Below are 24,297 nucleotides of genomic sequence, written 5' to 3' on the forward strand. Positions count from 1 at the left end.
ACTCTTTACATGTCATGTAGGTTTTGTAAGTGCTGGTAAATCACTCGATAAAAATGTGTACGCTGTGACCATTCTTCGACTGATTGCTGCATTAACCTTTGGCGGTTTGCCCATGATAAAGCAGAGGCATTTATATTCCAGTTTCTCATCAGCATCGATGGAAATAGTAAAGAAGCAAGAAAAAAACGCTGCTTGCTTAATTCTTTTATTTTCGAGTGTTGAAGTAGTTCTTTCATCGACCACTGGACGTAAGGCAAAAAGCGCTGGGCAAGCTGAACATAGTCATAAAGAGCAGGAGCTTTAGCCGATAAGTCAAAATCAATCATAACAATACCCAAGTGGTTTGTTTTCAAGAAATTATGTGAAGCAACGTCACCATGAATAATGGAACAGTTCAACCCACTATCTTTGAAACGCTCCATTAAGACTAAAGCTTTTTCTCCCCAAGTCACAATGTCTTTATATACATGAAATTGATTAAATTCCCTAAATATATGTGATGCTTCTCGAAAAGAGGAAAGCCGCTTTTTCCACTTTAAAATAAGATCATATTCAGGAAGCTTTGTATACACGGCTATTTTCTTTTTCTGAACCTCTCTATGATAGCGGGTCAATGTTTGTAATACTTCTTCCCGATCCTGAAAACTTTCATACGTTACCTCTTTTACTTGCTTAACAAAAGGCATCATCGCCCAATACAAATGACGGTCCTTTATATAAAGTTCACCTTCTGGGTAAGCTTCGAAATTAACAGCGTACCCTTGTTGAATCTGAGATAAAAAATGATAAACATGTTCAATTTTACCTTTGTCTCTGTATGCTTTTATTACTTTTTTTCCTTTATTCGTATCCGCTATGATGACATGAGGCTTTTTCATACGGTAGGTCTCAACGTGAATATCTCTTCTTTTCAAATAGAGAAAGAGACGATTTAAATTAAAATCGTCTCGTGTATAATAATCAATCTTCATCTTCGTCGTACTCATCATATTCTGGAATACTAAATGCATTTGGGTCAAACGCAGGATACGGAGGTACACCAATCATGCCATATGGGGCTGGATAGGGTGCCCTTGGGTCCTGAAAGCCATAAGGTACCTGCTGTTGGTACTGTGGATAAGGCTGCTGTGGTGCATAGTCGTCAGGTCTTGGTTCACCGCATCCGCAGTCTCCTTGCTGCTGTGGCGCATATTGCTGCCCATAATGGTAAGGTGCGTTTCCAAAACCATCGGAAGAACTTTCATAATGGCCACCTGTCATAGCTCCTTGTACTTGTGGATACATCGGTGCTTGATGATAGGCTGGATAAACGGGCTGCTGATATCCCCATGGAGGCGGACAAGGAGAACATTGTACCGGTCCATAGCAGCTGTGTGGCATCATTGGATACATTGGCATCGGTGCCATGTGAGCGCCCATTGCATGTTCTTCAAACGATTCGTTTTCATAACCGTGATGATACATTGGAGCCTGTTGATACATTGGCATTGGATATGGCTGCGGTGCATACATTGGCGGATGACACGGCATATAATTAAATCCGTAGCCTGGCATCACAGGCGATATCGGCATGATTGGGTAACATGGCATTTGAGGAGGCATTTCTATACTCTCCATCTCAGGACTTTCTAGCGATTCATGCTTGGGTAGTTCTTTTGGTGCTTCTTTTTTTGGAGCCTGCATCGCCATATTAACGGTGTAATAATTGTTAATATCAATCTCAGGTGCAATTGGCTTTAATTTAGGAAGCTTTGGCGCAACTGGCATTTCTTTTTTAGGCTGCGCAATTGGTGCTTCTTTTTTAGGCTGTGCGACCGGTGCTTCTTTTTTTGGCTGCGCAATCGGTGCTTCCTTTTTCGGTTGAGCAATCGGTGCTTCTTTCTTTGGCTGCGCAATTGGTGCTTCTTTTATCGGTTGCATAAACGGTGTTTGAGCAGGCTGATTAGCTGACTTTTTCTCATCTGGACTTTCATCAATTTCCGTTACTGGATAAGCTTTTGTGGATTGGTCACTATAAGGATGTTGGACTTTAGGCATTTCTTTTATACCAGGTGAAGGAGCTCCTTCTTTTTGAACAGGCACTCCGCTTGTCGGAACTTTAATTTTCATTCCAGGCATGATCATGTCTGGATTGCTTAATTGAGAATTCGCTTTTTTTAACTCTTCAAAATTAACCCCATACTTTTCAGCGATTTTCCAAAGGGTATCCCCTTTTTGAACGATATGGATTTTCAACGTCATTCCCCTCCCGAGTAGAGTCTCTGCCATCTATATGTGCAAAATCAAAGTAAGTTCTGTTTGTTCATCACAAGATATGCCTTGAACCATTTTTTTATTCATTTCGCCCACAGTTTGGTTCAAGTTTTTATGATAAAGAAAAAAAGACTTATCAACACAAACAATATGTCAATAAGTCTTCTTTTAGACCTTCTCTTTTTAATTGTCTTAAAAATCTTTATGCTCGTTCTAACATATTCGTTAGCGCTTTGATCGCCCCTTGTGCTGTATGTTTATCTACCTTGATTTGATTCACTTCTGTTCCTTCTTCGATGCTTTCTAAAGCCCACAGCAAGTGAGGCAAATCAATTCGGTTCATCGTCAAACAAGGACACATATAAGGATTAAGCGAAACAATTTCTTTATCCGGATGACTGTTGATAATCCGTTTCACTAAGTTCATTTCCGTGCCAATGGCCCATTTAGAGCCTGAAGGAGCTTTTTCAATTGTATCAATAATATATTTTGTAGAACCTGCATAATCTGATTTTTGCACCACTTCATAAGAACACTCCGGATGAACAATAATATTCATATCAGGCTGCTTCTCGCGTAAATAATCAATATTTTTAACCGTGAAATTTTCGTGCACAGAACAGTGACCTTTCCACAGAATCACCTTGATGTTGTTTATATCCCCTTCATATTCAAGCATTTCTTCAATAGGATTCCAAATGGCCATTTCATCTAGTCCAACACCTAAATCATAAGCAGTGTTTCTGCCTAAATGCTGATCTGGCAAAAAGAGAATGCGCTCTTTTTTAGAAAATGCCCACTCCACCATATTTTTTGCATTTGACGATGTTACTGTTGCACCATCATGTTCGCCTACAAAAGATTTAATTGCAGCTGTAGAGTTCACATACGTAAGCGGAATAATCGTATCTCCGAAAAGATCCTGTAAGACAGGCCATGCCTTTTCTGTTTGCTGAATAGTAGCCATATCAGCCATTGAACAGCCAGCGCGCATATCGGGTAAAATGACTTTTTGATTTTCAGCTGTTAAAATATCAGCTGTTTCTGCCATGAAGTGAACGCCGCAAAACACAATATGCTCAGCTTCTCTATTTTCAGCTGCTATTTGAGCCAGCTGTAAGGAGTCTCCTACCGCATCTGCAAATTCGTACACTTCGTCTTTTTGATAATGATGGCCGAGCAGAAACAATTTGCTTCCGAGATTTTTCTTGATTTCTAGTACTCTTCTTTTCATTTCATTTTCTGTGAGCTGCGTATATTTAGCGGGCAGCGTTTGCTGCTGAAGCGTTTGTAATAAACTCATGATTTCCTGTTCCCCTTTCTGTTAATAAGTCCAAGCTGATATCGATAGACCCTGCTGAATGCGTTAAAGCTCCAAGTGAAATATAGTCCACTCCGCTGTCTCTAAAAGAATGGAGCGTGCCAAGCGTAATTCCACCGGATGCTTCTGTGACAATATGAGCGGGAACCAGCGGTATCCAATCTTTAATGACTTCTGGAGAACAGTTATCGAACATAATGACATCTGCTCCTGCCTCTATTGCTTCTAGCAATTGACTTTTGTTTTCAATTTCTACTTCCACCTTAACCATATGTCCAACCTGCTCTCTTACTTTCACAACAGCGTCTAGAATAGATCCTGCATGTGCAATATGGTTATCTTTTAACATGACGCCATCGTACAATCCAAAACGATGATTATAACCTCCTCCAGCACGAACAGCATACTTTTCTAACATTCGCATACCAGGCGTTGTTTTTCGCGTGTCACATATGCGCGTATGTGAGCTGCCAAGCAGCGCTACGGCTTTGTGCGTCATCGTGGCAATGCCACTCATTCTTTGAAGTAAGTTTAAGATTACCCGTTCACCGGTCAAAATAGATCGCACGGGTCCTGAAACGGTAGCTATTTTATCGCCAGGCTTAAGAACATCTCCATCTTTTTTCTCGAAATTCACTTTCACGTCAGGGTCTATTAAATGAAATCCTTCTTTAATCAATTCCACTCCTGCGATAATACCTGATTGCTTTGCCGTGAACACAGCTTTCCCTTGGTCAGACGGAGAAAAAATAGCTTCACAAGTTATATCTCCATCTCCAATGTCTTCTATAAAAAAAGACTGCAATAGTTTTTGTAATTTCAACGTGTTCATTGTGCTACCTTCACCTTTCTTTTTAAATTTCCTTGCTTATAAAATCAATGACTGTTTTGTTGAAGCAGTAGACTGCTTAATAATTCGCTTATGCTCCCATTCTTGGTTTTCATGCGGAAAGTCACTTCGGTAATGTCCTCCTCTACTTTCTTTTCTTGCAAGAGAGGACTCTGCAATAAGCAGACCTGCAGTTAGCATATTGCAGATGGTCGCAGCTTCCCTCGAATATATAACTTCTTGATCAAGAGGTATTCCATCCAAATAATTTGTGAATTCATGCACAATAGTAGCCAATTCGTTTTCATGACGAATAATTCCTACACAATCCATCATTTTATGCTGAATTTGTCTTGTGGCAGGCAGTATTTTAGGCATGCCTTTATAGACGTAATGGACGGGGACATAACGAGATACCGTTCTCGCTTTATGTAAAATATGACGCCCTGTCCGTTTTCCAAATACAAGACACTCTAACAATGAATTGCTTGCTAGACGATTTGCTCCATGAACGCCTGTAGAAGAAACTTCCCCCACAGCATACAATCCTTCAACACTTGTTTGTCCGTAACCATCTACTTCAATTCCACCCATTAAAAAATGTGCGCCGGGAGTAACAGGTATTCGTTTTTTGTCCAGTTGAATTTTATACTTTCGACACAGTGCCGTAATCGTAGGAAATTTTCGTTGGAAATGAGCCACTTTTTCAATGTCTAAAAATATGGATCTTCCTTTTTTCATTTCATTAAAAATTGTCCTTGCTACAACATCTCGCGGTGCTAAATCCTTAAAGGGATGAACGCCTTCCATTATGCGTTCATTCCATTCATTTACCAGCACGCCACCTTCCCCTCGAACCGCTTCGGATACTAGACCTTTCGCTTCCTTTTGATACAAAAGCGTCGGATGAAACTGAACAAATTCTAAGTCCGCTAATTTTGCTCCAGCCCTGTACGCAAGCGCTAGCCCATCTCCTGTCGCAAGCGGCTGGTTAGATGTATGCTTGTACAAAGCGCCGATTCCTCCCGTAGCAATAACCGTTTGGCGAGCATGATATATAGTAATTTTGTTGTTTTCACCTTGTCCGATAGCACCTCTGCACGTTCCATCTACAGTTACTAAATGCTGAATCATTTCGTTTTCAATCACTGTAATATATGGCAGTACTTCTTTTTTCAAAAAAGCGAACAGCGCTTGTCCTGTTGCATCGCCACCTGCATGCAGAATACGATTCATACGATGGGCTCCTTCTTTTCCAAAATGCAGCGTACCATCTGGATTTTTATCAAACTTCATTCCTTTATGAATCAATTCATTTACTACAGCCGCACCTTCTTCCACTAAAGTGCGTACCGCTTGTTCATTGCAATGCTTATTGCCCGCAACCAACGTATCATAGAGATGTTCACTCCAGTGATCGCTGCTTCCAATAGCAGCTGCTACTCCGCCTTGAGCAAGAACTGAGTTATTGCGGTCAATTTTCCCTTTCGTTACCATTACAACTCTGTTATGACGACACAGTTCATAAGCTGCAGAAAACGCTGCTAATCCGCTTCCAATAATTAAAACATCCGTCTCTAACATTTTACACCTCTTTATTTACATGTGTCTTGACACCTATATTTACATATTATTAAATGAAAGACAAGAAGTTTTTTTATCGGAGGGAGAAAATGATTTATCTGGACTATGCAGCAACAACGCCAATGAGACAAGAAGCAATTGAAGTATATACTGAAGCGGCAACAAGCTATTATGGAAACTCCAGCAGCCTTCACACACTTGGAACACAAGCAGAGAATTTACTTACGCTATGCAGAAAAAAATTAAGCCTGTTAGTAAATTGTCGAGAGGATGATCTTTTTTTTACAAGCGGGGGAACAGAAGCTAATTACTTAGCTATTCATTCTCTTTTAAAAGGAAAAAATGACGAAAGAAAACATATAGTGACAACGAAGCTTGAACATTCTTCGGTTCTTCATACGTTGCAGCAGCTTGAAAAAGAAGGATTTTCTCTATCTTACGTACCTGTAGATCAAAACGGAGTTGTGTCTGTAGACGACTTAAAGAAGGCTATTCGACCTGACACTGTGCTAGTAGCCATTCAGCATATCAATCATGAGCTCGGTACAATTCAGCCAGTTGAGGATATTGGCCATTTTTTAGCTAAAAAAGAAATTCTCTTTCACTGTGATTGTGTTCAATCTTTCGGTAAGCTTCCTATTGATGTTAAAAAGCTGAAAGCTGATAGCATCTCAGTCTCTAGTCATAAAATTTACGGACCAAAAGGTGTAGGAATGGTATACATGAATTCAAGTTCTTCTTGGAAGCCTATTTACCATAAAGCAACTCATGAAAAAGGCTTTCGCCCTGGGACTGTAAATACAGCGGGCATTGCTGCCTTTACTGCAGCAGCTGAATGCGCATATGCAGAAATGAAGACCGCCCGAAGCCATTATGAGCGCTTAAAATCGTACTTACTGGAAAACCTAGAGCCTCTTGCTCCTTTTATAGAAGTAGAAGGTCTTGGGAACTCTCATTTTCCTGGAATTATTGGACTGACGTTTTCAAACATACAGGGTCAATATGTTATGTTACAATGTAATCGTCACGGAATTGCTATATCTACGGGAAGTGCCTGTCATGTAAATCAGCAGGAACCATTAGCTTCTCTACTTGCGATTGGGAAATCGACTGCGAATGCTAAGAACTTTGTACGTATTTCATTCAGTCAACATTCAACGTTTAAGCATATTGATCGACTCATATCCGTTTTTCATTCATTACAGCAAGAATTTATGACAGTGTAAAAGGAGGGATTAAAGGTGCCAGGAACTCAAAAGAAAATTCTTGGAGAAGAAAGAAGAGAACTTATTCTACAATGGTTACAAACAGAGAATAAACCAATGACAGGCAGTGAGCTTTCGAAACGAACAAACGTTAGCCGCCAAGTCATTGTACAAGATATTTCACTGCTTAAAGCTAAAAATGAGCCCATTATCGCAACAAGCCAAGGATATATTTATATTCAAAATCCATCTCAAACTACCGTGCATCAGCGAATTATTGCCTGTCAGCATACGCCAGAAGATGCTGAAAAGGAGCTTCTCCTGCTTGTTGACCACGGCGTTCTCGTAAAAGATGTAACCGTTGAACACCCTGTGTATGGTGAATTAACGGCTTCTGTTATGATTCAAACCCGAAAAGAAGTAGAAACGTTCATAGAAAAAATTCAAGAAACAAACGCAACTTATTTATCTCAGCTAACAGATGGGATTCACCTTCATACGATTGAAGCAGATACAATTGAAAAACTGAATGCTGCCTGCTTAGCTCTTGAAGAGGAAGGCTATTTAGTTTCGAATGAATAAAAAGGTGTTATAACAAAAAAAATCCCGCTTTAAAGCGGGATTTCTGTTTCAAGTAGTGTATGGGGATAGCTTCCTAAAAGCTCTACGCTACAGCCTAGTGCCTCAAGTTCAGCCATAGCCCCAGGGATTAATACTTCATCCATTTTTTGTTCAATATCAACGATAAAGAAATAGTTTCCAAGCCCTGTTTTCATAGGACGGGATTCAATTTTAGACAGATTTAGCTTACGCCAGGAGAAGGCTGAAAGCACTTGATGAAGCGCTCCTGCCTGATCAGATGGAAGTGTAATCATTAACGTTGTCTTGCACCCGTTTCCAGCTAAAAATGGCACCTCTTGTCCTCCATCTTTATGCAAAATAACAAATCTTGTTGTATTATGATCATAATCATGAATGTTCGGGCAGGCAATATGTAATCCATATTCATGGGCTGCTAACCCATTCGCAATAGCTCCAATATTAAGCTCAGGGTGTTCGCTTACATACTTCGCAGCAAACGCCGTTGATGTCATCTCTTCTACTGCAGTTGACGTACATTCTCCGTGTAAAAATTTATGACACTGCGCAATTGCATGAGGATGAGAATAAATCGTTTCAATGTTTTTCCACTGTTTTGCACGAGATGGATGAACCATTAAATGCTGACGAATTGGAAGCACAATTTCCCCAACAATCGGCAGACGACGTTCATGAATAAGATAATCAAGTGTTAAATTTACAGATCCTTCAAGTGCATTTTCTAACGGTACAATTCCATACTCAATTTCTCCGTTATCCACTGCATCAATGCATGCTGGAATTGTTTTGTATGGAATATGGTCGTGCTGTTTAAATACGCCTTGGACGGCTACATGTGTAAATGTTGCCTTTGGTCCTAAATATCCTACTTTCCCCACAATCATGTCTCTCCTTATCTATATCTGTTTGCCATTATGCCCCTGAACCAAGCACGTCCACTTTATCTACAAACTCTAAGCTTTTCAGTCTTCGCAGCATTTCATTTAATTCAACATTCATGCTTGCTGTATCTAATGAAAGAGTTACGTTGGCACGCCCTTGTAAAGGGATAGTTTGGTGAATCGTTAACACATTGCATCCCGATGATGCAACGGTGCTCAATAAATGTGATAAAGTTCCTGATCGATCTTCAATATGAAAAAATAGTGAAATAATTCGCTGTTTGACAACCGTCTGAAACGGAAAGACCGTGTCGCGGTACTTATAAAAAGCACTGCGACTCAAGTCTACGGCTTGTACGGCATCTGCTACCGATTCAGCTTTTCCCCGTTCAATTAACAGCTTCGCATCCAATGTTTTTTTCATCGCTTCTGGTAATACATCTTCGCGAACTAAATAAAACTGCTTATCGCTCTTATGCAAGTAAAGCCCCTCCCCTTATCCTATGAACAACAATTAGTCAATAAATTCAAATTCATATTCAAACAGCTTTACAATATCGCCATCTTTTGCTCCTCGTTCACGAAGGGCTTCATCGACGCCCATGCCTCGAAGCTGACGCGCAAATCGACGAACTGATTCTTCACGTGAGAAGTCAGTCATCTTGAATAATTTTTCGATTTTTTCACCGCTTAATACGTATGAGCCATCACTATCACGCGTAATAACAAATTCCACTTCTTTCTTTTCATGCTTGTACAGTACGCGGTGCATAGATAGATCTTCCTCTTCTTGCATTGGGAATTCCGGCGTAGTTTCTACAAGATCAGCTACTGTAAATAACAGTTCGCGGATTCCATCACGTGTTGCTGCAGAAATTGGAAAGACTTTCACTTCGTCTCCTACTTTTTCTTTGAATGCAGCTAGATTCTCTTCAGCTTGCGGGATATCCATTTTATTTGCTACCACTACTTGCGGACGTTCTGTTAAACGCATATTATATTGACGCAGCTCTTCATTAATGGTTAAGTAATCTTCATATGGATCACGGCCTTCTAAACCTGACATATCGATTACATGGACAATAACGCGGGTACGTTCAATGTGACGTAAAAACTGATGACCTAATCCTACCCCTTCATGTGCACCTTCGATTAGCCCTGGTAAATCCGCCATCACAAAACTGCGATTATCTTCTGTTTCAACTACTCCTAAATTCGGATTAATTGTTGTAAAATGATATTCAGCAATTTTTGGCTTTGCAGCAGACGTTACGGATAATAACGTTGACTTTCCAACACTTGGGAAACCAACTAATCCTACATCCGCTAATACTTTTAATTCAAGAATTACATTTCTCTCTTTACCTGGCTCTCCATTTTCTGAAAGCTCCGGTGCTGGATTTGCAGGTGTAGCAAAACGCGTATTCCCACGCCCTCCGCGTCCACCTTTAGCAATCACTGCGCGCTGGCCGTGCTCAACTAAATCAGCAATCGTTTCGTTCGTATCTTCATCTAACACAACCGTACCTGGTGGAACTTTTACAACCATCGGCTCAGCGTTACGTCCGTGCTGTCCTTTTGACATTCCATGTTCACCGCGGCTTGCTTTAAAGTGACGCTTATAGCGGAAATCCATCAGCGTACGTAATCCTTCTTCTACTTCAAAGATGACATCTGCACCGTGACCACCGTCACCACCTGCAGGACCTCCTTTTGGTACGTACTTTTCGCGACGAAAGGCAACCATTCCATTTCCTCCGTCGCCACCTTTTACATATACCTTGACCTGATCTACAAACATTTCTTTTTCACTCCGTTCTATATCTTAGCTCCTGCAATAGCAAAAGCGCTGTTAACTTATTGTGAGCATAAGGCTAAATTCATCTTCAGACATATGCTGTTCAACCAATGCAACTCCTTGAGCGCACTCATAACATTGTAGCTTGTTTTGTAGCTTCTGTATATCTGTTAGTATTCCACTAAAGTCAAAAAAGAAACGAATTCCCCGTTCTTCAATGCATACTGAAATACTCAAATAGTTTTCTGCATGATAATCAACATATTTTTCGAGTGCTTCTGTCAAATAGCAACACCAGTTGTATACGAACTCATCGTATTGTGATAAATCCTTCAATTCTCCGAGCACTTCCACATCTAAGCGAACAGCATGGTTATTCCAATGATAGGTCATAACAAAGCCCGCAAACAGTCGCATATTGATGTTTGTTAACTTGGATTCATGTTTGGATTCATTTACAATTTCTTCAATGATTTCATTCGCTCGATCAAGCCGATTCAACGCTAGATTGCCTTTGATTAATTGCAGCTTATTTAACCAATCATGCCGCGCGTATCTTAATACCTCTACGACATCCCATTCTTTTTCCATCTTAGCACTCCTAACTTTGACTCGAGCATAAGTATTTCACAACGCTGACAAACATCTCGTATCAATCTTCTTAGATATGTTCGATTATAACAAATTCCAATGGGTAATAGGTGAAATATTCTACAAAAAGAAAACTCTAACCTACTTGGGTTAGAGTTTTCTTTTTGTATCTTATGCTTCTTGAGCAACAGGGTATACAGATACTTTTTTACGGTCACGACCGAAACGTTCAAATTTAACGATACCGTCGATTTGAGCGAATAAAGTATCATCTCCACCACGACCTACGTTTGCACCTGGGTAAATTTTAGTACCGCGTTGACGGTATAAAATTGAACCACCAGATACGAATTGGCCATCAGCACGTTTAGCACCAAGACGTTTCGAGATTGAATCACGACCGTTTTTAGTACTACCTACTCCTTTTTTAGAAGCGAAGAATTGAAGGTCTAATCTTACTAACATGACATCCACCTCCTGTTTAGTTGTCGTTAATTTTTATATAATTACTGTAATCTAATTCGATCGTTTTCAGTGAAACAACCATACCTTCTAATAGCAATTGAATCTGTTCCAATGTGAACGAATCCACATCTTTTGGAATCTCACAACGGAGATACCCACCATCTCCACCTTGCTCTAAGTGCGGTTCAACCCCACTTATTGAAAAGATAGCATTAATTGTCCCAAATGAAACTGCAGATGCTCCCGCACAAACAAGATCTTTTCCGTGTTCGGAAAAGTCAGCATGTCCACTCATCGTGAACCCGTCAACTTTCTTATTTGCATCACGAGAAATCGTCACCTTAATCATTTGTTATAATTACGCGTTGATAGCGTCGATTACAACTTTTGTGTAAGGTTGACGGTGACCTTGCTTACGACGATAGTTTTTCTTTGCTTTGTATTTAAATACAGTGATCTTTTTAGCGCGACCTTGTTTTTCAACTTTAGCCGTAACTGTTGCACCTTCTACGAAAGGAACACCAACTTTCACGCTGTCGCCACCTACAAATAATACTTTGTCAAAAGTAACTGTTTCGCCTTGTTCACCAGCAAGTTTTTCAACGTAGATTGCTTGACCAGCCTCTACTTTAATTTGCTTACCACCAGTTTCAATAATTGCGTACATTCTCTGCACCTCCTCTAAAAACTAAGACTCGCCATCACAGGTGTTCAAGTGAACTTAAAACCTGTTCTGAGCGGTTGTAGCACGGGTGCTACAAACCAACATATTAAATCTTACTACAAATCAAAGGTTAGTGTCAATTGGAATTCATGTTTTCTTCTAAAATTTTATATAGAAGCAGAGACCCTTTTTTGGATCTGCTCATTCGACCCCAATTGACGCAAAACAAATGCGTTTGTATAATCATCGCTTGGTGTAAGATATATGGTTTTTTTTACCATTTTCTCTAAAGCGTTGAGAAATCCTTGAGCCTTCATTTCATTTATAACATCACTTCGCGTCTCAATCCAAATAGCCTCTTCTTCCGCGCCGCGATGTTCCCAAATTACACGTTCAATTTGAAAAGCAGCCGTTTTGGAATCAATCATTTTACCGGTTCCTTCACATACTTCACAAGGCATAGTTAATGTTGATCCAATACTATTGCGCACTTTCTTCCGCGTTAATTGCAATATGCCAAGCTCTGTAAAGCCAACTATATTCGTCCGCACTTCATCTTGTTCACATAGCTTTTTCATGTATCTTTCTACTTCTGTCCGATCTTCTTTATGAGGCATATTTATAAAATCAATTAAGATCATGCCGCCTAAGTGACGTAATTGCATCTGTTTGGACAGTTCATACGCAGCTTCCATATTTGTTTGAAGCATTGTCTTTCGAATATTATCTTTTCCTGAAAACTTCCCCGTGTTCACGTCCACGACCGTCATCGCTTCCGTTTCGTCAATAACGATATAGCCTCCGCTTTTGAGCCACACGATTCGCTTTAAAAGCTTCTCTATTTGCCGTTCCAGATCGTAAAAAGAGAAAATATTTTCATTTCCTTTATAGTACTCTATTGACAAGTTAGGGTAGGTAGTTTGAAGATGCTGATATAGGTCGAAGTCATCTACTACTATCCCATCAATTCCTTGTTGAAGTGCAGCTTGCACTCTTGTTTCGAGAAAATCTTGTCCTTTGCTGACTAGGGCAGGAGCTTTCATTCCCTGTGTCTGTCGTTCAAGGCGCTCATATTTTTTCTGTAGCTCTTTTATTTTATGTTGGACCGCGGCTTCTGATTTTTCTGCAATCGCTGTTCGAAATAAAAAGCCTTCCATCCCCTGTTTTAACCGCTCACCAAGCTGTTTCCACTGTTGTCGTTTTGGCTCAGCTATTTTTTTGGATACAGCGACATAGTTTCCGTGCGGTAAATATACAAGCTCATCAGAAGAAAATTCAATGATGCCCGTCAGCTTGGGCCCTTTTGTCCCAATGCCTTCTTTTACAACTTGAACCAATACTTTTTCTCCTTCACGAATAAAAGCAGACATCGGCCGCTGATCTTTGTGAGGATTCTCTGACTGCTGATAGGATACAAGTTCATTTCGATGAATAAATCCGTTCATTGATAAACCGATATCGATAAAGGCTGCTTGCATATGCGGCAGTACTTTTACTACTTTACCCCAATATATATCCCCAATAATTTGATTCTCGCTTTGTTCTTCTAAATAGATTTTTTCTAGTGCTTTATCGTTTATCACGGCTATACGTTTTGAAGAAGTAGCCGCGTTAATAATACATGCCTTCACATACATTGCCTCACTTTAATCTAAATTCATAGGAAAAAGTTCGGTCAGTGCAACCGAACTTTTTTCATTCTATTCTATGTTACTAGAAATCAGTAAACTGTTACAAGTTCGTCTAGTTGGCTATTTGTTCTTTTTTCTACAAAGTAAGCGTGTAAAAGTTCATTTTCATCAATCTGTACATGCTCGCCTGTTTGAGATGTAGCAATAATCATATGCTTACAACCTCTTTGGAATTTTTGCAGAACTTGATGGAGCGTCTCACTGGTTGATACACTTAACGTTTTTAAAGCTCCAATTGGATGCTCTTTGCCATGATATCTCTCCAACAAAAAGCGCATGTAGACAAATTGCCTGCTCTTCCATTCCAAATATCCGGATATAATTAAAAATGAAATAACAATCCATAAGTGCAGCTGAAAAGGATACATAATGACGGCGTAAATAATACCGACAGCTAAAAAAAACGTTGATAACCGGAGCGCGAGCTTATGCGCTTCTAAAAATGGTAAAGACCGACTGCAAATTAAAAAAAGCAGCTTCCCTCCGTCCAATGGCCAAATGGGCAAAAGATTAAACAGTAAAATCACGGTGCATTGAAACATAAATTGCTCATACGTTTCCAAAGACAACACATTTATTTTCATTAATAAGAAAGCAGCTCCAAACATCCAGAGATGCTGAAGAGGTCCACTTATTGTCACAATAAACTCTTCTCGAAATGGACGATTCCCATGTTCATCTACTTCTGCTACTCCCCCAAAAGGTAAGAGCATAATTCTGCGAATTCGCCAAGAAAAACACTGAGCCGCTACGGCGTGGCCCAGTTCATGAATAATTACAATAATAAATAACAAAAAAAGCTGCTTTACCGTAGCCGTTAAGATACCAATTACGAAAACCCCCCAAAACAATGGATGAATGTGAATTTTCATCAATAACGAAAAAGCACTATTCAAATTGAATCACCTGACTAGGATCCACAAACTTATCGCCTTTTTTAATAGCAAAATAGAATGTTCCAGCATCGCCTTTTTTACTGTTTTCCACAATTCCTACTTCTTTGCCTTTATTTACAAAATCATACATACTAACATTGATTTTTTTGAGCTGTCCATACCAAGTTTCGGTTCCATCGGCATGTTGAATAATAACGGTATTCCCAGTATCATCACGTTTTCCTACATACCTTACGATACCTTCACTCATTGCTTCTACAACCGAATCCACTCCTGTTTGAACCGTCACGCCTTGCTTACTTTGAGCAAATGTTTCCGTTACTTTCCCTGAAGCTGGAGTAGCATATTCTCCGCTTACACTTTGCTCCGTTTTGCTAGACTCTTTATTCGGCAATAGCGTTAACGGCTTCCCAAACTTATCTTCGTACCAGGAGGAAACAGCTGCAAACTGAAATTCTTTATCCATTGTTTGTTGAACCACCACTCTGGCCTGTTCAAAAGTAGGAGAAGCGTTCTTGAACATAATCCCTACAATTAACACTAAGCAGGCTGAAGCTAAGATTTTAAATAAAAAGCGTTCTTTTCGAAATAACGGGTGATATTCCTTTGCTGATGGTGTGTATTCAACCGCAGAATAATCCATCGATCCATATTTTTCTTCTTCGCTCATTAAGGACGTATGAAGAGGTTCTTGAGGAAGACGCTTCGTTGTATTTAATTGTTTTCGCTTACGCTCAGCAATTCGTTTACGGATTTCATCAGCACGTCGATTCATGATTCATCATTCTCCTTGTTCTTATCGTATAATCAACTATATGACTTGTCCGTGGAGCTTATGACAGCTTGACTCTACAAAATCACACAAATAAAAAAAGCTTCCTCTATCGGAAGCTTTTTAAGAACGAACACCAAAGAATCGTTTAATACGTGCAAACATTCCCTTATCTTCTTCATCTAACGATTGAAGAGGAACCGTTTCACCTAGAATACGTCTTGCAATATTACGATATGCAATTGATGCTTTGCTTGATGGGTCCATGACAATTGGTTCACCGTTGTTAGAAGCACGAATAACATTTTCATCGTCAGCAACGATTCCAATTAAATCAACAGCCAGAAGCTGAGAAATTTCTTCCACGTCCAGCATGTCTCCATTTTTCATCATATGACTACGGATTCGGTTAATAACCAGTTTTGGAGACTCGATATCCTCTTGCTCCAATAATCCAATAATACGGTCAGCATCACGAACAGCTGAAACTTCCGGTGTTGTCACAACGAGTGCCTTATCAGCGCCAGCTACGGCATTCTTATAGCCTTGTTCAATACCAGCTGGGCAATCAATAACCACATAGTCATAGTCTTGCTTTAACTGAAGAACTAACTCTCTCATTTGTTCTGGTTGAACAGCTGTTTTGTCACTCGTTTGAGCAGCAGGAAGTAAGTACAAACATTCAAAACGCTTGTCCTTAATCAAGGCTTTTTGCGGTTGGCATCGACCTTCTACCACGTCTACAAGATCATAAATAATACGATTTTCAAGCCCCATTACAACATCCAAGTTGCGTAAGCCGATATCAGTGTCTACTAGACACACGCGCTTTCCAGCTAATGCTAGAGCAGTACCTAAATTGGCTGATGTCGTTGTTTTTCCAACTCCACCTTTACCAGACGTAACAACAATAGCCTCTCCCACTGTCAAATTCTCCTTTCTACCCTGGTCAAATTCGGTCTTAGATGCGGTAAAGTTTGCACGCGATCTATCACCATTTGATCATTATCATCTAAGTATGCACATTCCATTATATTCTCTTCCTTCTCACTGCGCTCTTCTTCTGATCGGGTAATGATATCAGCAATGCGCAGCTGTGAAGGTTTCATTAACGATGCAGCAATAACGGCGTTTTTATTGCCTCGATATCCTGCATGAGCAATCCCTTTTAAAGCACCTAATACAAATAAATTCCCTCCAGCTACAACGGTTCCTCCGGGATTTACGTCTCCGACTAGAAGCAAATCGCCTTCTACATGGAGAACCTGTCCTGAACGAACTACCTTTGTAACAGATACTAATTCACTTTCTTCTCTTACTCGGACTGCATCTTGCTTTAAAATAACGTTACTATCAATTTGTTTAACTACTAAATACTGATTTTCTTCTATGAGCGCCTTCAATTCGGTTTCCTGCTCTGTAGTTAAATAACGATTTCCGATTTTGACATACACTGTGACGATCTGATCGGCATCGCCATGCTTATTTGTCAAAAGCTTCGTCTTAAGTTCCGTCAAAAGCTCTGCAAATGAACATGTATCATTGAGATGCAACGTTAATCCATCTTTTGTTCCTTTAATTGTCACATTTTGTTGCTTTTGTTTATTCAAGACGCTCACCTCAACGAATATATAATTTCGACAGAGACTTACTCAATTCCTTTTTTTCGTTTCTTCAATCAGCATTTTTATCCTATCATGAACGAGAAGCGTAATATATGTTCCGATCAGCGTTCATCGATAAATTTAGCGAAATATTGAAAACATCTTTGAAGCGGAAATGCAAAAATGAGTGCAAATATGGCATTTAAAATGATGGTTGCGTAAAATCGCTCTTGCAAGAAGCGACCAATGGTCATATCAGATATATTAATAATGCTATTAATTCCATATACATAAAACTCAATAATGGCTACAGCTAATAGCGACATGCAGATTACGATAAGCGTATTTTGCTGAAAAATCTTCATTAGTTTTGATACGATATAGCATACGGCCGGCAATCCAAGCGCGTATACTCCTAAGACATCCGTAAAGGCAATATCGTACATGAATCCAAGGATTACCCCATATAGCATCGCTTGCTTTGGGTGATAATACACTGACATAAAAGCCAGTACCACTACAACAAAATGAGGCGATAGAATCCAGTCTCGCCATGGTGATGCCATGGCGACAAAATTAACAAAGATACTTTCAAACATAAAAACGACAAGCACGAGAATAGGAAGGACAAACCGCTTCATCAGTTAGCCTCCTCCGCCCCTAAATCGTCTTCAGCAGCGGGCGCACTTCTTTTAGCTACAACTACGTTATCTAAGTCATACAAGTCAGCAGCAGGTTTGATATAAGCTTTTTTCGTTAATCCATATTCATCAGGCTCAATTTTTGTGATAACGCCAATTGGAAGATTGCTAGGGAAAATACCGTCTTCTTGTCCTAGACCAGACGTTACTACTTTTTGCTTTTCTTTAATATCAGCATCAAATGGAATACGACGCATAACAAGCGCCTGTTCTTTATCATCATAGCCTTCAATTAAACCAAACACTTCTTTTTTAGCCTGAATTTTAGCAGATACACGGTTTGTACGATCTGATGAACTAATTAACTGCACAGTAGATGTGAACTTAGATGCATGCTTCACTTTACCAATCAGCCCTTCAGGAGTCATAACAGCCATATTTTCCTGCACATTATGAACCGTCCCTTTATCAATGGCAATTACCTCATGCCAACGGTCTGGATTACGAGCAATAACTGTTGCTTCGATTGGGTTGTATTGACTTAAATCCGTTTTTTTGTCGAGCTGTGCTCTTAATTTTTTATTTTCTTGCTGCAAAGCGTTGGCTTTCGTTTCTAATTGCATGCGTTCGTCTAAACGGGCTTTTAATACCTCGTTTTCTTCGTATGTACGCTTTAAGTCACCTACATTCTGAAAGAAACCCGCTACAAATTGTGCGGGTTCATTAAAGGTAGCCTGAACAAGACCAACCGTATCTTTGACAAACTGTTCAGGCCACGTTACATTTTTACGACCATTTAACGAAAAACCAATCAATGCCACTAATACAATAATACTGACTAATAAAATAACTAAACGTTTATTTAAGAAAAATTGTGGCACGATCTACACCTCTTAATATTTAGCGATATGAATCGCTTGTACGATTTTTAAATAAATCAATGTGTTCTAACGCTTTACCAGTTCCAATTGCAACACAGTCAAGCGGATCTTCTGCGATGACAACCGGCATATTTGTTTCCTCACTAATAACTTTATCTAAATTACGTAGCAATGCGCCACCGCCTGTTAATACAATACCGCGATCCATAATATCCGCCGCAAGTTCAGGTGGTGTTTTTTCTAATGTACTTTTTACTGAATCTACAATAGAAGCCACTGTATCTTTTAGCGCTTCTGCAATTTCTTCTGCTGAAATTTCGATTGTTTTCGGTAGACCTGTTAGTAAGTCACGTCCGCGAATTTCCATGTTTTCAATACCTTCTGGAATTCCGGCAGAACCGACTTCTACTTTTAATGCTTCTGACGTACGCTCACCGATCATTAAATTGTAATTCTTGCGAATATATTGAATAATCGCTTCATCCATCTCGTCCCCAGCGATACGGATTGACTGACATGTTACGATTCCTCCTAAAGAAATAATCGCAACTTCTGTTGTTCCTCCGCCAATATCTACTACCATACTTCCCGTTGGCTCCCAAACCGGTAGATTGGCGCCGATTGCTGCAGCAAACGGTTCTTCAATTGTATACGCATCACGCGCGCCAGCCTGACGAGTCGCATCAATAACGGCACGTTTCTCAACAGCTGTAATGCCAGAAGGTACACAAACCATTACATACGGCTTACCCGCAAACAAACTTTTTGTTTTTTGAGCTTGATTGATGTAATATTTCATCATCGTCGCAGTTGTTTCGTAATCTGCAATAACTCCATCTTTCATTGGACGAAGGGCTACTACGTTCCCAGGTGTACGACCAATCATATTTTTTGCATCGTTACCTACCGCAACGATTTGTTTTGTATCAGTTTGCAAAGCCACAACAGACGGCTCACGCACAACAATTCCTTTTCCTTTTACATAAACGAGCGTATTTGCAGTACCCAAATCTATTCCAAGGTCTCTAGTACCGATTCCAAACATGTGTCTCTTCCTTTCTCTTACCAAAATGCAAAGGTAAAAATTCCATAATTCAATTTCTTCATTTCATAAGTAACATTTTTTATTTTCTATACTTTTTTCATAGATGTCAACGCCAAATATTGTATGATAAAAAGTCATACTTTGTCTATTAATAACGAATGATTGTAAAGAACTTGTCATTTAAAATCATGACTACTATTATAACCCAAGGATTTTAAAAAGCATAGCCTTACATGTATCCTTTTTCTTTTAAACTAATATATTTTCGATCTCCGATAATTAAATGATCTAACAATTCAATTCCTATGATAAATCCGCACTCTTTTAAGCGCTTCGTTACCTCTATATCTTCTCTGCTGGGAGTAGGGTCGCCGGAGGGATGATTATGAATACAAATAAGGGATGCAGCTGAACGACGAAAGGCTTCTTTAAATACTTCTCTTGGATGGACAATAGATGAATTGAGGCTTCCGATAAAAATGGTTTGCTTGTGGAGAACTTGATTTTTCGTGTTGAGGTATAAACAGACGAAATGCTCTTGAGACAGCACGCGCATTTCTTCCATCACATAATTAGCTCCGTCTTCAGGGCCATGAATGGTATATCGCTGACTAGATTTCCGCTGTACAATCCTCTTACCTATTTCAATAGCCGCTATAATTTGAATTGCTTTTGCAGGTCCGATACCTTTAATATTCATCATTTCATCAAGCGATGCATGCTGCAAAAGTTGAAGACCTTCAAAATGCGTTAATATGCGATTGGACAGCTGAAGAACAGATTCATCTTTAGTTCCAGTGCGCAGCAAAATAGCAATAAGCTCGTGGTTAGAAAGACTAGAAGCACCCATTGACACAAGGCGCTCTCGAGGTCTTTCATCTTGAGGGAAATCTTTAATTAACAATGATTGATCCAATTTCGCCACTCCTTTTTAGTAAACGAAACCGTATTGTTTTAGCTCACGTATTGTTCGGGAGAGCGGCAAGCCCACCACGGAGAAATAGTCTCCTTCAATTTTTTTAACTAGCGCAGCACCGAGACCTTGAATTCCATAAGAACCAGCCTTATCCATAGGCTCTCCTGACTCTACGTACTGTACGATTTCATCTTGTTCAATTGGCCAAAACTCTACATCTGTTTGTTCATAAAACGTATGAACTTTTGCATTTGATACGAACGCTACTCCAGTTAATACCTGATGTTTTTGACCTGACAGCATCGTAAGTGTTTCAATCGCTTCTTGTTTCGTTTTTGGCTTTCCTAAAATACGATTGCCATATACGACAACTGTATCGGCACCTAGGACAATATCCTCTTTATGATGCGAAGCAACGTCCACTGCTTTTTGCCTAGCTAAATCCATTACTACCTCGGACGGAGTGTATGATGGATTGACGATTTCTTCAATTGTACTAACGTGAACGGTAAAGGGAATGTGAAGCTGCTGAAGTAATTCTTTTCGACGAGGAGAGCCTGAGGCTAAAATTAATGTTTGTTTCATACATCTCACCTTTGCATTTTGATTTAAAAAAGAAGGACACACCGTTATTTTAGCAATTTCATCTCCAAATGACAATAAACAAGTGAGGCAGCATTACACTACCTCACTTGTTAAGACGTTACAAGGCTTTCATACTGCTGAAGAGCTTTTAACACGTATCGCTGAGCAAGCCAAGCATCTTTACTGCTTTTATTGTCTTCATATGAAGAAAGAGAAGCAGCAGCTTTTTGAAGGGTGCTCACCATGGTTTTAATGTCTTCATTTGACGCTTCTTTCTGAACTTTTGTCAGCTCTTTTTTCAGAGATTTGATATCGGCTACCCGCTGTCCTTCAATCGCTTTAGCAGATTGATCTAAGAGATTAGCCATAAACGGCTGCGCTGTTGTTATAACCGTTTGATCTTTTTTCCCTAATTCGCTAGTGGGCTTAATTTCATAAGACTTTACATATACATCTTTACCTTGTTGTTTATACGTTTTACTAAGTGCGTTCGCTTTTTCTTCTCCAGTGGCAGCACCAACGACAAGAGAATAGGTTTTAGGTGAAAAGATCTCGCCTGCTTCGTTCTCTTCTTTCCATTTATCCATTGCTTTATTTGCAGCAGTTTTTGATGAAAAAGCACCTGCTTGAACAATGTAAAAGGAAAAAGGTTCTAAAGTAGAAGCAGCAGCTGATGTCCCCTTCGATTTCTGTTCGCTTTTCTTTTCAGCTTTACCAACACTTTCAGTGGTAGACGCTGTTTGAGAAGCTTTTTCTTCTTTCGTTTGCTCACTTGTTTGTGCTTTGCTTACAGGCTGTTCGCTTCCTGTCATCATTTTCACACCAACCATACCGATGCCGCTGCCTATTCCGACTGCTAGCAGTACAATCACAGCTGTTCGTTTGATCACACCGCCGTTTACCGTTTTAATCGAAACATTTTTAGGATGTAATCGCGGCTTTTTCTTTTTTTCATTTCTTACATCTTCAATAAACACCACTTTATTTTCTTCCACATGAGAATCTGTGGATCCCGGTTCCGGAAGAACCCACGTAAACTCGTCTTTTTCTGGCGCTTGTTCTTCCTTGGATTGACCGTTGATTTTAATTGAAATTTTTCGTTCCTGCTTGTCCACTGCCCCACCGCCTTTAGTTAACGTAGTCTTAGTACCGGTTGCAAGCTGAGGTAAACCGACATAAAACATACACTTTTTTCCATGCTATCATAGAAGAAAAAAAAAATAACAAGACATTTGTCGTCTTGTTACAAAAGGTTTTCGCTATTTAGTTACAGAAATTTTAAATTTGTCGAAGACTTGAAGCTCAATAAAAAATAGTTGCTAACATACCAATCTATCAATTCGTTTCCATGAAAATAAGCAGCGATTGTGCCTATAAAAATAAATGGAACGAAAGGAATTGGTACACCTACCTTTGCCTTTTTCATTAATAACGCTCCTATACTAACGGTTCCGCCTATTAATATAGCTAAAAAAAGCGATAGCAAAACAAGCTTTACTCCAAGCACAATACCAATCAAAGCATACAATTTAATATCTCCTTCTCCAAGCCCTCCTCTGCTGAGAAATGCGATTAGAAAGAGGAGAAAAAATGCGATTCCTCCTCCCATTAAGGAATCACTCCACGAATTTAATGGAATGAAAAGACGCTCAAGTAGAAAGATAGGCAAAAAGAAAAGCAGCACCTTATTTGGGACAATCATATAGGCTATGTCTGAGACAACTATAATTGTTAAAAAAGAAACAAAGGTTAATATGACAATCAGTTCTAACGTCATATTCAATCTAAAAAAAGCATATACAAATAAACTTCCTGTCGAAAATTCTATGAATGGGTAGATGAAGGAGATTTTTTTTTGACACATACTACATTTTCCTGCATTTTTAATGTAGGAGACTATGGGAATTAATTGTTGTGGAGAAAGAACGTATAAACAGTGTGGACAATGAGATCTTGGAGATAAAATAGATTTTTTCTGAGGTATTCTAAGTCCTGCTACGTTATAAAATGAACCTAACGTGATACCTGAAACAAATGCATAGAGGTAAATTAAACTCATACTATTTCTTCCATCTCAGGCCTGCTGCTTACTAATTGTAGGTTTTCTTTTGAGTGAAGGAATGTATCTCGTTCCCTTAAATAGCTGCCAATAAACGGAATGAGAAAAGCTGCTAGAAGACCTATTACGATAACCAGTATGATCACTTTCATTAGAGAAATTCCTTTATTCCTCGTTGACAGTTTATCCATTTCAATATCTCTCCTTTATTGATTAGTATCAAACAGCTCCTTCGTTAATAAACTGAATCATAATACCCATAAAAGTCATATTCTGTATGCCTCCTTCCTTAAAACACACTTTTTATAGGTAATAAGGATTATACCACTAAAGAACAAAAACAGCATAAAAAAACGTCTGCAAAAGCAGACGTCTTTTAATAGTAAGGAGCCATAAATAAGTAGACAATTACACCTGTAAGACTTACATAAAGCCAGATTGGCATTGTCCATCGCACAATTTTTTTGTGTTTTTCAACTTGCATTGTCCAGCCCCACACAAGTGCAAACAGTGCCAGCGGAACAATAATCGCTGCTAGGAAACTGTGTGTGATCAAAATAAAGAAGTAAATGGGACGAACGATTCCTTCTCCACCAAACGTAGCTGTTTCTGTGGAAATGTAATGGAACGTTAAATATGAAACTAAAAAGAGCAGTGTGGAAGTGAATGCTGCTAAAATAAAACCTTTATGAGCATTAATATTTTTCCTAAAAATTGAAATCAACGCTGCAACTAAAAAAATAAACGTAAAACTATTCAAAATAGCATTTAACCGTGGAAAGATAGTCAAATCAAAACTTACTTTTCCTTGATAGCCAATATTCGAAAAGAATAGCAGTAAAATAATAACATTCGCTATCACTGAAAAGGTAAGAATAATACCGGTAAAGTTTTTATTGCTTTTCGGTACAATTTTTTCATTATTCTTACTCATGTTAACAATCTCCTTATTTAGTGATGTACATGTTTATTATATATCACTTACCTAAGGGGTGAAAGTGACAATACTTTGAACT

At 39.2% G+C, this 24,297-nt stretch carries 28 protein-coding genes and 1 other annotated feature; of the genes, 2 read left to right on the forward strand and 26 right to left on the reverse strand.

The features are described from left to right. Nucleotides 1–5: 5 nt before the first annotated feature. The 5 genes from JNUCC25_RS23330 to nadB all read right to left on the reverse strand — a co-directional run bounded on the left by JNUCC25_RS23330 (nucleotide 6) and on the right by nadB (nucleotide 5,987). Nucleotides 6–971 carry an aminoglycoside phosphotransferase gene (locus JNUCC25_RS23330; RefSeq protein WP_252284415.1) on the reverse strand — a complete coding sequence of 322 codons (966 nt, stop codon included), beginning with the start codon at nucleotides 969–971 and terminating at the stop codon, nucleotides 6–8. Beyond that, entirely contained in the window at nucleotides 961–2,241 is a 1,281-nt protein-coding gene (safA, locus tag JNUCC25_RS23335; protein ID WP_140457056.1) for a SafA/ExsA family spore coat assembly protein, read from the reverse strand. Before safA ends, JNUCC25_RS23330 begins: the two co-directional genes overlap by 11 nt. A 214-nt stretch (nucleotides 2,242–2,455) precedes the next feature. Further along, a complete protein-coding gene (gene nadA, locus JNUCC25_RS23340) occupies nucleotides 2,456–3,556 on the reverse strand; it encodes a quinolinate synthase NadA (RefSeq protein ID WP_140457057.1) in 1,101 nt (366 codons plus the stop codon). Further along, nucleotides 3,513–4,406 (reverse strand): carboxylating nicotinate-nucleotide diphosphorylase, encoded by an 894-nt coding sequence (gene nadC / locus JNUCC25_RS23345; protein WP_013059328.1) that lies wholly within the window; start codon nucleotides 4,404–4,406, stop codon nucleotides 3,513–3,515. The genes nadA and nadC overlap by 44 nt, the downstream gene beginning before the upstream one ends. Nucleotides 4,407–4,442: 36 nt before the next feature. Then, nucleotides 4,443–5,987 (reverse strand): L-aspartate oxidase, encoded by a 1,545-nt coding sequence (nadB, locus tag JNUCC25_RS23350; protein WP_013059329.1) that lies wholly within the window; start codon nucleotides 5,985–5,987, stop codon nucleotides 4,443–4,445. Nucleotides 5,988–6,076: 89 nt separating this feature from the next. On the opposite strand from nadB, the gene JNUCC25_RS23355 reads away from it, so the two are divergent. Beyond that, complete coding sequence (locus JNUCC25_RS23355) at nucleotides 6,077–7,213, forward strand: IscS subfamily cysteine desulfurase (RefSeq protein WP_029320107.1); 1,137 nt, start codon at nucleotides 6,077–6,079, stop codon at nucleotides 7,211–7,213. Between the two features lie 15 nt (nucleotides 7,214–7,228). Continuing rightward, nucleotides 7,229–7,774, forward strand: a complete 546-nt coding sequence (locus JNUCC25_RS23360; RefSeq protein ID WP_013059330.1) for a transcription repressor NadR — start codon at nucleotides 7,229–7,231, stop codon at nucleotides 7,772–7,774. 29 nt (nucleotides 7,775–7,803) lie between these two features. Here JNUCC25_RS23360 and pheA read toward each other — a convergent pair whose 3' ends face one another. From pheA to JNUCC25_RS23465, 21 genes are all read right to left on the reverse strand, one after another. Continuing rightward, on the reverse strand, nucleotides 7,804–8,676 hold the full coding sequence (gene pheA / locus JNUCC25_RS23365) for a prephenate dehydratase (RefSeq protein WP_013059331.1): 873 nt from the start codon (nucleotides 8,674–8,676) through the stop codon (nucleotides 7,804–7,806). A 28-nt stretch (nucleotides 8,677–8,704) separates the two neighbouring features. Next, complete coding sequence (locus tag JNUCC25_RS23370) at nucleotides 8,705–9,154, reverse strand: ACT domain-containing protein (protein WP_013059332.1); 450 nt, start codon at nucleotides 9,152–9,154, stop codon at nucleotides 8,705–8,707. A gap of 33 nt (nucleotides 9,155–9,187) precedes the next feature. Then, nucleotides 9,188–10,474, reverse strand: a complete 1,287-nt coding sequence (obgE, locus tag JNUCC25_RS23375) for a GTPase ObgE (RefSeq protein WP_013059333.1) — start codon at nucleotides 10,472–10,474, stop codon at nucleotides 9,188–9,190. A gap of 51 nt (nucleotides 10,475–10,525) precedes the next feature. Continuing rightward, complete coding sequence (locus tag JNUCC25_RS23380) at nucleotides 10,526–11,062, reverse strand: Spo0B C-terminal domain-containing protein (RefSeq protein WP_029320103.1); 537 nt, start codon at nucleotides 11,060–11,062, stop codon at nucleotides 10,526–10,528. A 171-nt stretch (nucleotides 11,063–11,233) separates the two neighbouring features. Continuing rightward, complete coding sequence (gene rpmA, locus JNUCC25_RS23385; protein WP_013059335.1) at nucleotides 11,234–11,527, reverse strand: 50S ribosomal protein L27; 294 nt, start codon at nucleotides 11,525–11,527, stop codon at nucleotides 11,234–11,236. Nucleotides 11,528–11,543: 16 nt separating this feature from the next. Continuing rightward, on the reverse strand, nucleotides 11,544–11,876 hold the full coding sequence (locus JNUCC25_RS23390) for a ribosomal-processing cysteine protease Prp (protein WP_013059336.1): 333 nt from the start codon (nucleotides 11,874–11,876) through the stop codon (nucleotides 11,544–11,546). A gap of 9 nt (nucleotides 11,877–11,885) precedes the next feature. Continuing rightward, on the reverse strand, nucleotides 11,886–12,194 hold the full coding sequence (rplU, locus tag JNUCC25_RS23395; protein ID WP_013059337.1) for a 50S ribosomal protein L21: 309 nt from the start codon (nucleotides 12,192–12,194) through the stop codon (nucleotides 11,886–11,888). A gap of 14 nt (nucleotides 12,195–12,208) precedes the next feature. After that, nucleotides 12,209–12,280 (reverse strand) — a sequence feature (ribosomal protein L21 leader region). A gap of 78 nt (nucleotides 12,281–12,358) precedes the next feature. Then, nucleotides 12,359–13,828 carry an Rne/Rng family ribonuclease gene (locus tag JNUCC25_RS23400; RefSeq protein ID WP_029320100.1) on the reverse strand — a complete coding sequence of 490 codons (1,470 nt, stop codon included), beginning with the start codon at nucleotides 13,826–13,828 and terminating at the stop codon, nucleotides 12,359–12,361. Between the two features lie 83 nt (nucleotides 13,829–13,911). After that, on the reverse strand, nucleotides 13,912–14,778 hold the full coding sequence (locus tag JNUCC25_RS23405; protein ID WP_053487751.1) for a M50 family metallopeptidase: 867 nt from the start codon (nucleotides 14,776–14,778) through the stop codon (nucleotides 13,912–13,914). Continuing rightward, nucleotides 14,771–15,553 (reverse strand): M23 family metallopeptidase, encoded by a 783-nt coding sequence (locus JNUCC25_RS23410; RefSeq protein WP_029320096.1) that lies wholly within the window; start codon nucleotides 15,551–15,553, stop codon nucleotides 14,771–14,773. The genes JNUCC25_RS23405 and JNUCC25_RS23410 overlap by 8 nt, the downstream gene beginning before the upstream one ends. Before the next feature lie 120 nt (nucleotides 15,554–15,673). Continuing rightward, complete coding sequence (gene minD, locus JNUCC25_RS23415) at nucleotides 15,674–16,474, reverse strand: septum site-determining protein MinD (RefSeq protein ID WP_013059341.1); 801 nt, start codon at nucleotides 16,472–16,474, stop codon at nucleotides 15,674–15,676. Between the two features lie 2 nt (nucleotides 16,475–16,476). Next, nucleotides 16,477–17,160 (reverse strand): septum site-determining protein MinC, encoded by a 684-nt coding sequence (gene minC, locus JNUCC25_RS23420; protein ID WP_013059342.1) that lies wholly within the window; start codon nucleotides 17,158–17,160, stop codon nucleotides 16,477–16,479. 116 nt (nucleotides 17,161–17,276) lie between these two features. Continuing rightward, nucleotides 17,277–17,795 (reverse strand): rod shape-determining protein MreD, encoded by a 519-nt coding sequence (gene mreD, locus JNUCC25_RS23425; RefSeq protein ID WP_013059343.1) that lies wholly within the window; start codon nucleotides 17,793–17,795, stop codon nucleotides 17,277–17,279. Then, nucleotides 17,795–18,676 carry a rod shape-determining protein MreC gene (gene mreC, locus JNUCC25_RS23430; protein ID WP_013059344.1) on the reverse strand — a complete coding sequence of 294 codons (882 nt, stop codon included), beginning with the start codon at nucleotides 18,674–18,676 and terminating at the stop codon, nucleotides 17,795–17,797. Before mreC ends, mreD begins: the two co-directional genes overlap by 1 nt. 19 nt (nucleotides 18,677–18,695) lie before the next feature. After that, the gene (locus JNUCC25_RS23435) at nucleotides 18,696–19,721 is read right to left on the reverse strand and encodes a rod shape-determining protein (protein WP_013059345.1); all 1,026 of its coding nucleotides are present in this window, start codon (nucleotides 19,719–19,721) and stop codon (nucleotides 18,696–18,698) included. A gap of 229 nt (nucleotides 19,722–19,950) precedes the next feature. Continuing rightward, the gene (gene radC / locus JNUCC25_RS23440; RefSeq protein WP_013059346.1) at nucleotides 19,951–20,637 is read right to left on the reverse strand and encodes a RadC family protein; all 687 of its coding nucleotides are present in this window, start codon (nucleotides 20,635–20,637) and stop codon (nucleotides 19,951–19,953) included. A gap of 15 nt (nucleotides 20,638–20,652) precedes the next feature. After that, entirely contained in the window at nucleotides 20,653–21,222 is a 570-nt protein-coding gene (locus tag JNUCC25_RS23445; RefSeq protein ID WP_013059347.1) for a Maf family protein, read from the reverse strand. A 110-nt stretch (nucleotides 21,223–21,332) separates the two neighbouring features. Beyond that, a complete protein-coding gene (locus tag JNUCC25_RS23450; protein ID WP_029320092.1) occupies nucleotides 21,333–22,406 on the reverse strand; it encodes an SPOR domain-containing protein in 1,074 nt (357 codons plus the stop codon). A gap of 83 nt (nucleotides 22,407–22,489) precedes the next feature. Beyond that, entirely contained in the window at nucleotides 22,490–23,281 is a 792-nt protein-coding gene (locus JNUCC25_RS23455; protein WP_029320090.1) for a prepilin peptidase, read from the reverse strand. Further along, a complete protein-coding gene (locus JNUCC25_RS23460) occupies nucleotides 23,278–23,472 on the reverse strand; it encodes a hypothetical protein (RefSeq protein ID WP_013059350.1) in 195 nt (64 codons plus the stop codon). Before JNUCC25_RS23460 ends, JNUCC25_RS23455 begins: the two co-directional genes overlap by 4 nt. Nucleotides 23,473–23,657: 185 nt before the next feature. Further along, nucleotides 23,658–24,215 carry a DUF420 domain-containing protein gene (locus JNUCC25_RS23465; protein ID WP_013059351.1) on the reverse strand — a complete coding sequence of 186 codons (558 nt, stop codon included), beginning with the start codon at nucleotides 24,213–24,215 and terminating at the stop codon, nucleotides 23,658–23,660. Between the last annotated feature and the right edge of the window lie 82 nt (nucleotides 24,216–24,297).

It is taken from the genome of Priestia sp. JNUCC 25 (assembly GCF_053667915.1).